Below are 16231 nucleotides of genomic sequence, written 5' to 3'. Positions count from 1 at the left end.
TGAGAAGGAATGGGTGTTATAGAGGAATTAAAAATGAGTGATATTAAAAAGAAAAACATATTGTTATATGTAGTGTTTTCAATCTCATTAGTAGCTGCCACTGGACAAATGTTGGTTGGACAAGAGATTGATAAAGTTATTTTTTATGGTAGTGAAATCATAATCTTTAGCCTGCTGTTAGTCTTGTTACAGTTTATATTAAAACGACCTAATATTTTTCCTTACGCTAGTATTCTCTTAGTATATTCCTATGCCATTTCTGCCATATTTATTTTGGAGCCAAGCGGGGAGCTTTTAATAGTTATTTTATTTTTAGCTTTAATTTCTTCTCTTCATTTAAATAAGAGAGTATTTGTCCTTGGATATAGTTTAGGATTAGTAGGGATCGTTCTTAGTAAAATTTTCTCTCAGAGTGATGTTGAAATTTTTCCAACTCTGACTTTAATATATGTTTTGAGTGGGGTTGTATTATGGGTTGTGATCCATATGAATACACAACAATTTAATCAACTACAAAAAGTCCTTACCGCAACAGAGGAAGAGAGTATGCAAAAAGAAAAACAGACGCAACAGCTTGAAGAGAATGTTTCATCTATTCTAGAGGCTATTTCTAGTGTGAATCAGCAAATTCAAACTAGTGTAACTTCACAAAGTGAAATGAAACATGCCATTCAAGAGATTTCCTCTGGTAGTCAAATGCAGTCAGAGCAAATAGGTGCTATCTCTCAAAACGCTGTTGAAACAATGCATTCAATGGAGTCGCTACATGATTTAACTTTAGAAATTCAGACGGACATAGAAAAGGCTAATACTACTGTTGCAGAAGGTGATGAACGAATAAGTGAGTTTGCAGATGATATAATGCTTTTACAAAAAACAATTTCAGATTTACAGAAGACGTTCCATGCGCTAACTTCTACTATTCAAGAGACAAATAATTTCACATCAATCATACAAGGAATTACAGAACAAACTAGTTTGTTAGCACTTAATGCTTCTATTGAAGCTGCAAGAGCGGGTGAGGCGGGTAAAGGTTTTTCAGTAGTAGCATCGGAGATAAGAAAGCTTGCAGAAGTAACAAGGGAAACTACCGAAAAGATTAATCAAAATCTTGGGCGTTTAAACTTACACAACTCGGAAGCTGTTTCGAAAATGAATGAAAGTAGTATAAGTATTAACCAGGGTGTTGAGTCAACGCATGTTGTTACTTCGATTTTTGATAGTGTAAAAGCAACATTTGAAAAGTTAAATAAGCACTTCATAGAATTAACCAATACGGCTCATAATGTAAAACATAAAACAGAAAGTGTAGAGGTTTCAACGAATGAGTTAGCAGCTGTCATAGAGCAATCGTCTGCTAGTTTAGAAGAGATGAGCGCAACAGTCGAAACACTTGCAACAGACAATAATACGATTGCACATTTTATGGCTCAAACTTCTGAGAAGGCGGAAGCAATACGAGCAACCATAAATTAAGATTTATGTAAAAGGTAAGAATTATAAATATATAAAGATAAGGTGATTGCTGTTTAAAAGTAATCACCTTTTTTAGTATTCAATTTTTTCTAACATTCACGAATTATTTATGCAGGAATTTTGCAAACGTTTACAGAATATTCATACTTATATAAATAGAGGGGGGATTTATTTGTCAGAAACAACAGTAGTAAAACGATCATTCTTGCCGAAACGGCGTTCTTCTCGGATTTTAGTTATCACTTTACTAATCATTGCCGCACTTCTACTCACTACTATTACAAGCGCCTACCTTTATCTACGATTAAGTCTACCTGCTACAAGAGGAACTATTACTTTATCCGAACTAGAAAATCCTGTCACTGTGTACCGTGACGAGAATGGTGTCCCACACATTGAAGCATCCAATTTACATGATCTATATGTGGCTCAAGGATTTGTTACTGCACAGGATCGCCTATTTCAGATGGATTTAAGTCGGCGACAGGCATCGGGGCTGTTAAGCGAGGTAATGGGTGAAGGACTGTTAGAAAGGGATAAATTTTTCCGCACGTTTGGCTTACGCCGCGCAGCCGAGGCATCATACGAAATTTACTCACCGAAAGCAAAGCAAATTTTACAATGGTATGCTGATGGGGTTAATGCTTTTATGGAAAATGAGAATTTACCGGTGGAATTTACGTTAGCTGGCTATAAGCCTAGTGAATGGACGCCGATTGACTCATTAACAATCGGAAAATATATGGCTTATGACTTGGGAGGCCATTGGACTGGTCAAGCCTTTCGCCATTACTTACTACAAAATTTTTCAGAAGACAAAGCGCTTGAGCTGTTTCCTACATATCCGGAGGATGGGGCTTTAAATATTGAGGAAATAAAGCTAAGCTCGATTGATATTGCAGAAAGCTTTGCTGGTGCGCACATTCCGAATGAATATAATGGTAGTAATAACTGGGTCGTGGCTGGGGAGAAAACTGAATCTGGACTGCCACTATTAGCGGATGACCCGCATCTCGGTCTAGGGACACCATCAATATGGTATGAAACGCATTTAAAATCAGAAGATGTAAATGTGAGTGGGGTTATTTTTGCAGGAGTACCAGGAATTATTGTCGGACGAAACGATTATATTGCTTGGGGTGTGACGAATGTCGGACCGGATGTGCAAGATTTATATATTGAAAAAAGAAATCCAGACAATCCGTATGAATTTTTATATAAGAATACATGGGAGCAAGCGGAGGTTGTAAAAGAAACGATTCCGGTTAAAGATAGTGAGCCTGTTGAATATGAAATAGTAATCACTCGACACGGCCCGATTTTCTCTGAATTCGCTCTGCCGGAAGCGAGTGACACGGCACTTGCTTTGAAGTGGACGGGGCATATGGCGTCAACGGAGCTTGAAGCTGTGTTGGAAATGAATCGGGCGACAAACTGGGATGAGTTTAAAGAAGCCCTCACATATTTCCACACACCGGCACAAAACTTTGTGTTCGCGTCGACAGATGGCACGATTGCATATCGTGCAAATGGTTTAATTCCTATTCGTGAAAAAGGCAATAGCATAGTGCCTGTGCCTGGCTGGACAGGAGAATATGAGTGGAACGGATTTATCCCGTGGGATGAGCTGCCAACGACTGTGAATCCTGAGGAAGGCTTTGTTGCGACAGCGAATAATAAGGTGATAGGCGATTCGTATCCATATCATTTATCAAATACGTGGGCTGAGCCGTATCGCCAGGAGCGTATTCAAGAGGTGCTGCGTAGCAAGGATAAACTTTCGGTAGAAGATATGAAAGCACTACAAAATGATTTTTATAGCAAGCAAGCGGAACAGCTCTTACCAGTTTTACTCGATGAGTTAAAAGCAAAGCAAAGTGAGCTAACGGATGTGGAGCAGGAGGCTATGGAGTTACTTGCGCAGTGGAACTATGTCGAGGATGTCTCACTTCCGCAACCACTTGTGTTTGGAATTTGGATGGAGGAGTATGTTGATTATTTATTTGAGGACCGCTTTCCAGAAGATATTTATAAATTAATGGAGGGCGAGGATTTGATTGTAGCTGACATGATTGTCTCGGCTAATAACGGTGACGTTAGTTCATGGATGTCTGACAAAGGTGGGTTAGAGCAGGTTACCGTTGAAACATACAAAATCGCTGTCGCACGTTCCGTTGAGGAACAGGGAAGCAACCCGGAAAAATGGCAGTGGGGAGAGTTTCATCAAGTATATTTTGATCACCCGTTGTCTGCTATTGAGCCGCTTCATTTATTTTTTGATCCTAAAGGGCCTGTGCCAATGGGAGGCGGGCAGAAGACAGTTGGTCGTGCCGGCTGGAATGAGGACACCGGAATTGTCACACATGGGGCGCCTTGGCGAACGGTCGTAGATTTAAGCGACATGACAAAATCCTGGAATGTGGTCGCACCAGGGCAATCAGGTCATCGACTCAGCCGTTGGTACGGCGATCAAATAGACGAATGGACTAGTGGACAATATCATGCCACATATATAGAAGGCTATGAAAATACAAATCATAGACTCGTGCTAAAGCCGAAATAAGTAGGCCTGCCAAAGGGCGTTCTCGATGCGGAACGCTCTTTGTTGTTTTGTTTGCCGATCGTGAAAAAATGATGCCCGTCACCTAGAACTGATTTTTTGATGTTGGAGCTTTGGACATTAAGGACTCACGTTATGTAATTCCTGTTAAATAACACCCCTAACCCATAGTTATTTACTGTAAAATAATAATATGAAAGGTCGTGATAACTAGTGAAAACAATAGCTTATTATATTTCTGATTACGGATTTGGGCATGTCACACGTAGTACGGCGTTAATTAGGCAGTTACTACAATGTGATGACACAATTCATATTATAGTGAATCATTCGTATGGCCTCGATTTTCTTCGTAAGGCGCTTGTATCGGATCGTGTTAGCTTTCGTGAGCGCGAGACAGATATCGGCTTTTTTCTGAAAGAAGGCTCGATTCAACCAGACCGGGAGCGACTTCGTGCGGAGTATGAGAAGTACATAGCAGCAAAGCCCTCTTTTATAAAAGAGGAAATTGCTTTTCTACAGTCACAACGTGTGGATGCGGTTGTATCAGATATTTTTCCTTGGCCATTTGAAGCTGCGAAAGCTGTCGGATTACCAGGAATTGGTGTGTCCAATTTCACTTGGTACACCGCATATTTGGATTTGCTCACAGAAGAAGAACTCACCCCACTGAAGGAAGCGTATCAATGTATGAGTGCTTTTATTGAGATTGAGCCATGTGTTGAGCCGACATGGGCGGATAATGTTGTTCCTCATTCCTTTTTTGCTAGGGCGATTGACGCAGAAGAAGTGAACCGAATACGTCAGAACGCTGATCCTACCGGTACAAAACAGCTTATATATTTTGGCTTAGGTATGAAAATTGATGCGGGGCGACTAGATGAGTTGCCATTATGGAGCAGCGACAATTGCCATTTTATCGTTGCTTGGAATACAGATGTGGATGGACCAAACATTACAAAAATTCCGCGAGACTACCTTGAAACGCAAAACTATGTCGCGGCGGCGGACCTTGCCATTTCAAAGCCGGGCTGGAGTACGGTTGCGGAAGCATTAACAGCCCAAGTACCTTTGTTGCTAGTAGAACGAGAGGGAATGCGAGAAGACGCGCAAACAATAGCCTATCTACGCGAACGACAGCTTTGTCATACAGTGAGGTGGGAGCAATTACGAGAATTTAAAATCGACGATGCATTGCTTCAATCTACCAAAGCGCAACAACGAATTGAAGTACAGCAAGAAGCTAGAGATATTGCCGTGGACATTTTACGATTAATCAATTAACGTAGAAATAATGCAGGTTAAGAAAGCTGTAATCCTAGTAGATGAAGCTACGAGTATATAGATTTTCTACGTAATATGACGATTGCCGAACAGTATACAATGTTATTGGAAAAATGATATGTAAAACTAATCAATACTATATACGTAATAGTGGTAATTACTGTTATATCGTGATTGCCCTTTTTTTCTGTGCGGAATAACTTTCCGTAGTGGAGGTTACCGCTTACGAAGGTTTGTGCGTTTAATTTAATGCATCTAAACTATGTGAGAAATTGCACATTTATTGTGGTATTTCATTGTAAAATTTTGTAATATAATAGTAGAGTAATGAAATAGTGTGCTTGCAAATTCAGATGATAAAAGAGAGTTAGAGGTATATGAAGGTAGACTTCTCGCATTACAACTGTTAAATGGGAAAAGGTCCTAATTAATTAAATGGAATACGAAGTTATTGCGGTTTAAAGACCAGGATGAGATGTACATCTTTTTATCTACAATTTAAATAAAAATTTCAAATTTAATGGTAAAATAGTAGTATTTTTGATAGAATATTCTAGTATTACCCAATTTTGTAAGGTACCTCTTTTTTGCGTAAAGACCTTGTTCAGCATTATTTGGAGAGGTTGTTGATGCTATGAATATGCCTACATATATTGAACAGCGAAATGAACTAATGGCGAAGCTTTTATGTGGATTTTATGTACTAGAATTAATTATCAATGTTTTAGTAGAAGGGCTTGACATGTTATTTCCTCCAGTGGGCTTAGTTTTCTGTCTTGTTCTCATACTGCTTGTATACAAACGAATCGCCCCTAACATAACTATGTATATTATAATTACCTCATTGTATGGCTATTTATTTTATCTCATCACGGATTATCCGTATTTAGTAAACTTTATGTTTGTTTATATAGGACTTGTGCTGAGTTCCATCTATCAAAGCTATAAAGCAATTATGTATGCAGGTGTACTCACGGTAGGGCTCACATTTTACAGCTTTTTTTCTTTTCATAATGAGATTTTTCCGAATGTTTCAACATCAGACTTGGTGTATCTAGTCATGTTTGCTGCCTTTATTACAATTTTCTTCTTATTTTACATCCGCTTTATAACATCAATTGTCGATAGATCAAATGAAACACAGCAGAAGCTTCAATATACACTAGATAGTGCGAATATTGTGACATGGTCGTATGAGATTGATACGGGTTTTTTAAAACTTTCTAACAGCAATGGGACATTCAGCTTTTTAGAGAGAGATTACAAAAGTGACACGATCTTTTTACATAGCTTGCTACATGAGGATGATGTAAGTGAGGTCGCATTTCTTGAGGAACGTCTAAGAAATGGGTTCTCGCAGACACATGAATTTCGCTTTGAGCTGGATGCAAAAACGATTTGGGTGGAGTGTCATGGCTATCCTGTGAAGTATGAGGGAAGCATTACACATGTTGAAGGAGTTTTAATTGATATAACACGCAGAAAAGAACTCGAAGCGCACATGACCTATATGGCCTATCACGACCATTTAACTGGATTGCCTAATCGTATGATGTTAAAAACATGGTATCCGCAAGTGATTAAGAAGTGTAAAAATAAGTTTGCCGTTATGTTTATTGATTTTGACAATTTTAAAAATATCAATGATACATATGGTCACGATATAGGTGACAAAGTGTTGAAAGAGGTTACTAATCAACTAAAAGAGGCTTTGCGTGCAACAGATATGCTGTCGCGTATCGGTGGTGACGAATTCACCGCTGTCATTGCCAATGTTGATATTGACAAAGCGCTCGATGTAGCAAATCGAATTTTGGAAGAACTACAAAACGGAGTCATGATAGAAGGTCACCACATCGAAGTAACAGCTAGCATTGGGGTGTGCTATCCAGAGCGTGAACTAGAGCTGGAAAAACTTTTGCAGTACGCTGACGAGGCGATGTATAATGCTAAGCAAGAAGGAAAAAATCAAATTTCTATTTGGAACGAAAAAGATATTTTAAATAAAAATATATCATAAATGGATCCCAGCTAGTAGTTTCGTATTAGCTGGGATTTCTCATGACTGATTAAATTTATTATGTTAAAATAGTGCAAAACTTGTAAAAATGAGGAAGACACATCGATGACAAAACAAGATAAAGCATTTTACAATCAGAGGAATACTATTATTTTCACGTTAATTCTATTATTTTTTAGTACGCAAGTAATGTTTAATATTATACAAGAAGGGATAGCGAGTATATTTCCTCCGGCCTTTGTTTTTATTGGCTTCGCTTCTGTAGTCCTTTTATTAATAGTCAAACAGATTTGTCCTGTGCTTATGATGTACCTTATTGTTGTTCTAATGTATGTTTATTTTTTCTTTTTGTTACTAGATTCGCCTTATCTCGTGAACTACATATTTATGTGGTTAGGGTTAATTATGAGCACTATGTATCAAAATTATCGAATCATTTTGATAGCTAGTGCAGCCTCGACAATTCTCACGATCTATACATTTTTCTATCTTCATGAAGAAATATTCCCAAACGTGGTGCTCGAGGACTTAACATATTTAATTCTTTTTGGCGTATTTGTATCATCCTTTTTACTAGTGTTTATTAAATACAGCTTACGATTGTGGCAGGATGCTGTGATAGCTAAAGAAAAACTTCAGTACACGCTGGAAAATACAGACATAAGCACATGGTCTCTAGAACTGAAAACAGGTTGTATTCAATTGTCTAATCCACTTGTTTGTATGCGTGCCATACCGGAGCAATTTTCAATCAAACAATTGACGAATTACATCTCAAGTGAGCAACACACCACTGTTGAGCAGGCTTATAATTCTATGAAAAAAGGAAATAGAGAGACGATAGAACTTAAGATAGTGTCGCAGGATCGCGTGTTTTGGTTTCAGTGCCGCGGTATCCCAATTATGAATAATTTCGGCTCTGTCGTCCGTATCGAAGGTGTTATGCTTGATGTAACAAAGCAAAAAGAGACAGAGGAGCACATGAAAAAATTAGCATACCATGACCATTTAACCGGTGTGGCAAACAGGTTAAAGCTGCAGCACACTTTTAGTCTATTAAAAGATATAAATAGTCATTCCATCGCAGTTTTATTTATAGACCTCAACTTTTTTAAACACATAAATGATACATACGGACACGATATAGGAGATATACTTTTGCAAAAAGTCGCAATCCACCTAAAAGATCAACTTCGTGAAGTAGATACGCTCGCTCGTATTGGAGGCGACGAATTTGTCGCACTTTTATCAAATGTAACCGATGAACAAGCTGTTGCGATTATGAACCGCATCCATGAAACATTAGAAAAACCTTTTTCGGTTCAAAATAATTTAATCCCTGTTTCAGCGAGTATCGGTGTATCTATGTATACTGATGAACAACAAACACTCGAACAATTAATTAAACAAGCTGATAAAGCGATGTACGAGGACAAAAGAAGCTAGGCAAACTGGGGACGGTTCTCGTGCTTCCTTCGGATACCGAAGGAAGCACGAGAACCGTCCTTATGCTTTATACGGAATTATTAGAAAACATTGACATTTATATTAGTATAATAATAGAATGGTAAAGTAGTGTAATTTTTCTATAAATTCTCATAGATAGAAAATTTACAAAATACATAGAAAGAAGGGGTAAAAATATGAAGTTAAAGCAACTTTTCACGTTGTTGACGGCAATCTTGTTGATTTTTTCTAACGCAGCAGGATATGTTGCATCTGCAGCAAGTCAGTCAACAGAGAAAGTACGCGTTATTGTTGAGCTTGATCAAGAGCCAGGTATTGCGTACGCGAAAAAAGCTAATAAAAAATTTGGCGATTTATCAGATGCAGAGAAAGCAACACTGCAAAATAAGGCGTTACGCCAACAATCTTATGTTAAACAGGATATGAATAACAGCAAGATTGATATTACATACAAAGAAAGCTTTACAACTATTTTTAACGGATTTAGTGGTGAGGTTAGCGCTCAAGATGTCGCAAAAATCAAACAACTACCTAACGTTAAAAATGTTTATGTAGCGCATGAGTACAAGCGTCCAGCTGTTGTGGCAGACCCACAGATGTCATCAAGTACTAATATGGTGACAGCGCAAAAAGTATGGGGTGAGCTTGGCTATAAAGGTGAAGGTATGGTTGTAGCTGTACTTGATACGGGTATTGACCCTTGGCACAAGGATATGGTGCTAAGCGATGAAACAGTACCTGCCCTTTCAGAGGAAGCTGTAAATACGTTTATTGCCGAAAAGGGCCTTCCAGGAAAATATTTTACTGAAAAAGTACCGTATGGTTTCAACTATGCCGATGAAAACGATGAGATTTTAGACTTAGGACCAGCCGCAAGCATGCACGGTATGCACGTATCTGGAACAGTAGGTGCAAACGGAAACTTTGATGATGGTGGCGTGAAAGGTGTAGCTCCTGAAGCGCAGTTGCTAGCGATGAAGGTGTTCGGTAACGATCCTGAAATGCCATCTACATATAGTGATATTTATGTAAAAGCAATTGACGATGCGATTGCACTCGGAGCAGATGTTATTAACATGAGTCTAGGAGCATCAGCTGCATTCGTAAAGCCAGATGATCCAGAACAGCAGTCGATTCGCCGCGCTGTTGAAAGTGGTGTGTTAGTGGCCATTTCTGCTGGTAACTCAGGACAAATTGCATATGGCTCAGATATGAATCCCTTTGCAGCAAATCCTGATATTGGGGTAGTAGGCTCTCCAAGCTTAAGTGATGAGTCGCTATCTGTTGCGAATCTACAAAATGAATATATTGAGTTAGATGCATTTGATTTTGGTGAAGGCGAGAATGCTGGAAAAGCTACATTTTTATCAGCTTCAAGTGTTCATCCAAATGATTTAGAAACAAAAACATATGAAATCGTGTATGCAGGACTTGGGCGCTTACCGGGAGACTCTGAAGCAGACCCGAATGCGGATGATTTTAAAGGATTAGATTTAGAAGGTAAATTCGCTCTTATTCAACGTGGTGAAACGTTGTTCGTGTCAAAAGCACTAAATGCGCAAGCAGCAGGTGCGGCTGGGGTTATCATTTTCAACCATTCACCAGGTTATGTGACGATGGCGTCAGACCCAGCGGTAACAATTCCACAATTGTTTATATTACAAGAGCATGGCGATGCAATTAATGCGCTACTTGATGGTGGCGATAACGTTTCGATTACTTTCTCTGGTGAAAAAATGAACGCGTTAAATCCAGAGGCTGGTAAGCTGAATGATTCCACTTCTTGGGGTGTAACGCCGAGTCTAGATTTCAAGCCGGAAATTACAGCACCAGGAACTTCGATTAAATCAACGGTTAATAATGATAAGTATGAGTTAATGACTGGTACTTCGATGGCTGCTCCGCATGTAGCTGGAGGTGCTGCGTTAGTTTTACAAAAAATGAAGGAAGATATCGCTGCTGTTACAGGTGCTGAGCGCGTACAGATGGCGAAAAATATTTTAATGAACACGGCAACTCCAATTGCTGATCTTGGCACTTACAATGCAGGCTATGGTGTAGGTAATCCATATTCGCCTCGTCGCCAAGGTGCAGGATTAATGGATTTATACGCTGCGCTACAAACGCCTGTTGTCGTGACAGATGTAACGAGCGGTGTTGGGAAAGTTGCGTTAAAAGAAATTGGTGACAGTGCTACATTTACGTTACAGGCTGAAAATTTTGGTTCTTCGGATGTGTCATATGTAGTGAGCGGTAACGTGTTGACTGATATGGTTATGGGCGGCACGAACATGTTAGAAGCACAAGGTATTTTTAAAAATGGAACAATTGGCGCTGATGCTCCTTGGGTGGGTGAATTCCCAATTAGCTTTAAGTCAGCAGCAATTAGTGAAGTAGAAGGTGAGCAAGTGTTAACCGTTCCAGCTGGTGGCAAGGTAACATTTGAAGTCACGGTTGATTTAGCGGATACGATTGATTGGGTATACAATTCACCATTAGATGAGGTATTTGATAATGGCTACTTTGTAGAAGGATTTGTTTCATTGAAGGACCGCTCTGACATGTTACCAGAGCTAACAGTTCCTTACGTTGGCTTCCATGGTGAGTGGTCAGATGCGCCTGTGTTGGATTCATTTGGCTCTAGTTCGTTCTTTGGTGAATCTGGTTTAGTGTCAGATGCTGTGGAATATGCAGAAGGTGTTGAAGCGGGTGATGCTGATGCTGAACCGATGTATGACTATTTAGGTACTGATCCGTTAACGGGAGAAGTAAGCTTAAGTCGTGTTGCAATTTCACCTAATGGTGACGGCGTTCGTGATGCCGTTGTACCACTTGTTTCGTTTTTACGTAATGCGAAGGAAGTAGTAGTGACTGTTATGGATGGTGATGGTAATAAGCGCACGCTTATGACAGGGCAAGAATTCTCTAAACACTATTTTAATGGTGTGGGTGATACACTTTCGACGTTCCTAGAACAAGCGAAGTGGGACGGTACAATCAATAATATGCCTGTTGTTGATGGTAAGTATTACTTAGAATTCAAAGCACGTGTTGATGAGTCAGATGCTAGATGGCAAACAACATTGATATCTGTTTTAGTAGATACAATGGGTCCTAGCGTCGATGCTAATTATGATGCGTTAACAAAAGAGTTAACGATTGCTGGTAATGATGCGGGTGGGTCTGGTGTAGCGTATTACGATGTATTAGTGAATCGTGTAAGTGTTCTAACTGAAGGGCCATTAGCGGCTGACACTACAAGCTACACACTTGATAGTGTGAAGGAAGGCGACGTAGTAACAGTTGTAGCGTACGACTATGCTGGAAATGCTGGTAAAGCTGTCGCAACTGGTGATGACGTAATTCCGTTTGTAACAGCGGTAACGCCTGCAGCACTTGATTCAGTGAACTCTCGTGTTGTAACGGTGGAAGGGTATGTAGTGGATGATTCTGATGTAGCAGAGTTGACAGTGGCTGGTAAAGCTGTTGAACTCGTGTGGGATCCAGTCGAAAACCATTACGATTTTGTTGCTGAGGTTGTGTTTGAGCAAGATGGCGTACAAAGCTTTATGATTTCAGCAAGTGATATTGCTGGTAACGATATTTCATTCAAACGTTCTGTTATCGTAGATAGTTCGGCGCCCGCTGTAACTGTGGACGCACCGTTGTTTGTTGATGGCGATGTGGGAACGGCTGTTGTAAAATACAATGTTTCGGACAACTTCAATGAGCTTCGCGTATACGAAAACGGCAGTGAAGTATATCGTGATATGATGGATTATCCACTTGTCATGAAAGCAGGTAGCTATGCTGGTACAGCAAATGTGAAGCTACATGATGGGGAAAATACATTTGTGATCGAAGCGTACGATGTTGCTGGTAATGTCGTGACGCGCGAAGTTAACATTTATCGTGGTTATGCGGAAGTAGCAGCCTTTGTTGATGCTGGCTGGGCTGCTGAAGAAGTAGGCTTCTTACAACGCTTAGGTATTTTGAGTGGTGTAAGTGAGGATAGGTTCGGGGCTGGCGACGCTGTTACTCGTGCAGATGCCGTGCAGTGGTTAGCTGCGTCATTGGAGCTAGATGTAACAAGTGATGTGGCTGATCCTGGTTTCAGCGATGTTGATGTGGCGCATCCGGCTTATGCAGCAATTGCTGCTGCGAAGGCGGCTGGCATCGTATCAGGAAATGGTGGTAAGTTCAACCCAGACGCTGCTTTAACTCGTGCGCAAATGGCTAAAATTTTAGCTGTCGCGTTTGATTTAGATGTTGTTGCTGTTGACGTGGAATTATTCAGCGATGTTATGGAAAGCCACTGGGCTCGCGGATATGTCGATGCATTGTTCGTGGCTGGTATCACAACTGGTAAAGCAGACGGTTCGTTTGCACCTGAAGCTTTCACAACAAGAGCTGAACTAGCTGTATTCCTAGCACGCGCTCTTGATGATAGATTTAAAGATTAATAGTTTAATTATGATAGGACATTGATAATAGCACTAGTGTGATGCGCAGGTGGTGCTCGTTAAGGTAATAGCAGGTAGCTTTGTTCTAATGTCCGCTACCGTGCTGCAATGATTTGAAAGCTACATGGGACTTAGTGTATAGTCCCGTGTAGCTTTTTTTATATTGGCATGATCGGTAAACAGGTGAGAGCGTAATAAGTGCGAATGGACTAACAACTGACTGGAGAAGATCGATTATTTTGGGTCAATCGTTCATTAGAACCCGAAATATATTGCGTGGATCTTCTTGTTATTTAAAATACACAAAATCTGGTCTTTTATCTATATTCATAAAGTACTTAGTTCCTCTGTTAGAACCGACTTTAAGTAAGTTAGGCATAGATTGTAAAGCACGCTCAGTTTGTCCTCTTGATTGTGTTCCTAAAAACCAGCTTGCTCTTTTATTTGTGAGAGGTTGTTTAAACAAAAGGAAGTATGTGTATAGAGAGTGGAAAACTTCATTAGAAATTCTTGTACCACATTTTTTACAATGCCACTTACGATTTAGTATCTCCATAGTCACCTCGTTACACCGCAGGCATTCTACTCCTGTAGTAATATCGTGCCAGTTAACAAGAAATTTTTTAAGTACGTCGTTGTGAAGAAAAGGAGTATGATCTTGATAAAGCTTCTGATTTAATAACTCAAAGTAGTTGTCACTAATAGTTTTCTGATTATAGTAGGTGTTTAATAACTGTTTTATTTTATCAGGCAATGTATCAAGTGTTACTATTCGTTTATTGTAATCGGGATTTTGATGATGGAAGCGAATAATAGCTGAAGGATGTGTGAAAACAACAAGAGGTTCTATCGGAAGGGATACATTAAGGTGCTCGTGAAGCCAGGTAGTTAAATGATCGCGTTGAATGTTAACTTGTGAGAGTGGATTAAAATGCTTTATCTCTTCTCCATTTTTTATTTGTGTAAATTGCCCATTTGCCCCGAAAATTAACTCTCCTGATAGATTTTTAACTTCTAACGGTATTAATAGTTTTCGTGTAGTAATGGACTTATCAATTTGAAAAGCATCACCAGTGCAGTCATCTATTAATCGAATACCATTATAAACAAATGTGTTATGTAAGTTGCATTGCCGTAAATAATAATTTACTTGCTGCTCTCCATAGTGACCTGCAAGCCGTACACCACAGCTTTCATCTAGTTTGTTTCTGTTAGGATGATGTATACTAGTGCGACATTGTAATGCTAGTTCTTGTTGAATATGAAGAGGATACTTGTAAAAGTTCATCTCCTATCACCTCCACGTTATATTGTAATATACTTCCATAGTTCCAAATTTGAATATTCTATGAAACTTACTGGGAGTAGAGAGAGAAATGCACGTTCGCGTGTCGAAAATGCACGCTGGGATGTCGAAAATGCATGTTCCCATGTCGAAAATGCACGTTCAGCAAAAAAGGAACGGGAGGAGAGAGAGAAATGCACGTTCGCGTGTCGAAAATGCACGCTGGGATGTCGGAAATGCATGTTCCCATGTCGAGAATGCACGTTCAGTAAAAAAGGAACGGGAGGAGAGAGAGAAATGCACGTTCGCATGTCGAAAATGCACGCTGGGATGTCGAAAATGCATGTTCCGATGTCGAGAATGCACGTTCAGCAAAAAAGGAACGGGAGCAGAGGGGAAATGTAAGTTCGCATAATGCGAAAATGAAAAGAACATGGCCACGTCACCCAACCCTCCTAAAATAGTAAATATGCCCCGGACAAAAAACGACATAAACACACAAAATAGGTCAAAAGCACATGGGAATTGTATGTAAAATATAGTAAAATTACCACATATCGAGAATACATTTGTCATACTTAAGGAGTGTAAATATGTTTAAGGTGATAGAAATTTCACCTGAAATTGTTGGTGAAGTGTTAGCTGAGGATATTTTTTCTGAATCGGGTATGCTTTTGCTAAAAGCGGGAACGGTTCTTACTCATCGTCACATAGTAATTTTACAAAACCAAATAGTAGGAACAAAAGTAAAGATTAAGCAAGCTGTAACAACGAATCGAACCTCCTTCACGATGATAGCACAGAAAGAAATAGAATTAGAAACACTTTACGAAGAAAGCTTATCGAAAATAGAAGAGAAATTATCTCTTATTAAAAAAGAGCAAGTGCCACATGTTGATGAAGTAAAGGAAATATACAGTCCTTTGCTGAAAGAAATCTTAAGTAATGACAATTTATCAAGCTTACTTAAAATCATGCATCAATCATCGAAAACATATATATATGCTCATTCTCTTAATGTGTCAATTATGTCAGCGTTGATTGGTAGAATTCTCGGGAAAAAGGGGCAAGAGCTTTTTGAAATTGCAGAGATGGGCTTTTTCCATGATATCGGTATGCTCACTGTACCTGAAGAGATTTTAGCAAAATCATCTAAACTTGATGCGCAAGAGATGCATTTAATTCGTGAGCACCCAAGTAAGGGGGCACGCATTCTTCAGAAGATGGGTGAAAAACGGCAATCTATTATTATGGCATCAATGTTTCATCACGAGCGGATAGATGGGAGTGGGTACCCTAAAAAAATAACAGGACCACAAATACCGTATGCTATTCAAATTGTGACGGTGGCTGATATTTTTACGGCTATGACATCCCCAAGACCTTATAAGCAAGCATTTTCTCAACTGCAAGCTTGTCAGGAAATTATGAATGACATGTTAAAAGGTCATTTGAATCCTGCGATTGTGGTACCACTTGTTCGCTATATTATGAGGCAGCATGTAAGAGAGAATGTGAAGCTATCGGATGGAAGAAAGGGAGAAATCATTTTTATTCATGATAATGAACCGCATCAACCGTTACTTCGGTTTGAAGATGGAACTTACATAGATTTGAGAAGACAACCAAGAACTTTTATAGTAAATACTCTTCGTACAAATAGCTAAAAAAGACTG

General features: G+C 39.4%; 8 protein-coding genes. 7 read left to right on the top strand and 1 reads right to left on the bottom strand.

The features are described from left to right. Positions 1 to 9 precede the first annotated feature (9 nt). From EJF36_RS18290 to EJF36_RS18265, 6 genes are all read left to right on the top strand, one after another. Complete coding sequence (locus tag EJF36_RS18290) at positions 10 to 1476, top strand: methyl-accepting chemotaxis protein (protein ID WP_125907670.1); 1467 nt, start codon at positions 10 to 12, stop codon at positions 1474 to 1476. Positions 1477 to 1648: 172 nt separating this feature from the next. Next, positions 1649 to 4039 (top strand): penicillin acylase family protein, encoded by a 2391-nt coding sequence (locus tag EJF36_RS18285; protein ID WP_260471940.1) that lies wholly within the window; start codon positions 1649 to 1651, stop codon positions 4037 to 4039. 210 nt (positions 4040 to 4249) lie between these two features. Next, complete coding sequence (locus tag EJF36_RS18280; protein ID WP_125907668.1) at positions 4250 to 5320, top strand: glycosyltransferase; 1071 nt, start codon at positions 4250 to 4252, stop codon at positions 5318 to 5320. Positions 5321 to 5954: 634 nt separating this feature from the next. Further along, entirely contained in the window at positions 5955 to 7340 is a 1386-nt protein-coding gene (locus tag EJF36_RS18275; RefSeq protein ID WP_125907667.1) for a sensor domain-containing diguanylate cyclase, read from the top strand. 105 nt (positions 7341 to 7445) lie between these two features. Beyond that, the gene (locus EJF36_RS18270) at positions 7446 to 8786 is read left to right on the top strand and encodes a GGDEF domain-containing protein (protein WP_125907666.1); all 1341 of its coding nucleotides are present in this window, start codon (positions 7446 to 7448) and stop codon (positions 8784 to 8786) included. A gap of 197 nt (positions 8787 to 8983) precedes the next feature. Further along, complete coding sequence (locus EJF36_RS18265; protein ID WP_125907665.1) at positions 8984 to 13270, top strand: S8 family serine peptidase; 4287 nt, start codon at positions 8984 to 8986, stop codon at positions 13268 to 13270. Positions 13271 to 13559: 289 nt separating this feature from the next. Here EJF36_RS18265 and EJF36_RS18260 read toward each other — a convergent pair whose 3' ends face one another. Next, a complete protein-coding gene (locus EJF36_RS18260; protein WP_125907664.1) occupies positions 13560 to 14558 on the bottom strand; it encodes an NERD domain-containing protein in 999 nt (332 codons plus the stop codon). A gap of 590 nt (positions 14559 to 15148) precedes the next feature. Here EJF36_RS18260 and EJF36_RS18255 point away from each other — a divergent pair. Continuing rightward, on the top strand, positions 15149 to 16222 hold the full coding sequence (locus tag EJF36_RS18255) for an HD-GYP domain-containing protein (RefSeq protein WP_125907663.1): 1074 nt from the start codon (positions 15149 to 15151) through the stop codon (positions 16220 to 16222). The last annotated feature ends 9 nt before the right edge of the window (positions 16223 to 16231 follow it).

The organism is Bacillus sp. HMF5848 (assembly GCF_003944835.1).
Taxonomy (GTDB): domain Bacteria; phylum Bacillota; class Bacilli; order Bacillales; family HMF5848; genus HMF5848.
Note: the sequence above shows the minus strand (reverse complement) of the source record. Positions and strands in the feature narration are given on the sequence as shown.

What these genes read in the sequence shown, in the direction of transcription:
- EJF36_RS18265 (WP_125907665.1), top strand. Translation starts at nt 8,984, where the DNA reads ATGAAGTTAAAGCAACTTTTCACGTTGTTGACGGCAATCTTGTTGATT.
- EJF36_RS18270 (WP_125907666.1), top strand. Translation starts at nt 7,446, where the DNA reads ATGACAAAACAAGATAAAGCATTTTACAATCAGAGGAATACTATTATT.
- EJF36_RS18255 (WP_125907663.1), top strand. Translation starts at nt 15,149, where the DNA reads ATGTTTAAGGTGATAGAAATTTCACCTGAAATTGTTGGTGAAGTGTTA.
- EJF36_RS18260 (WP_125907664.1), bottom strand. Translation starts at nt 14,558, where the DNA reads ATGAACTTTTACAAGTATCCTCTTCATATTCAACAAGAACTAGCATTA.
- EJF36_RS18290 (WP_125907670.1), top strand. Translation starts at nt 10, where the DNA reads ATGGGTGTTATAGAGGAATTAAAAATGAGTGATATTAAAAAGAAAAAC.
- EJF36_RS18275 (WP_125907667.1), top strand. Translation starts at nt 5,955, where the DNA reads ATGAATATGCCTACATATATTGAACAGCGAAATGAACTAATGGCGAAG.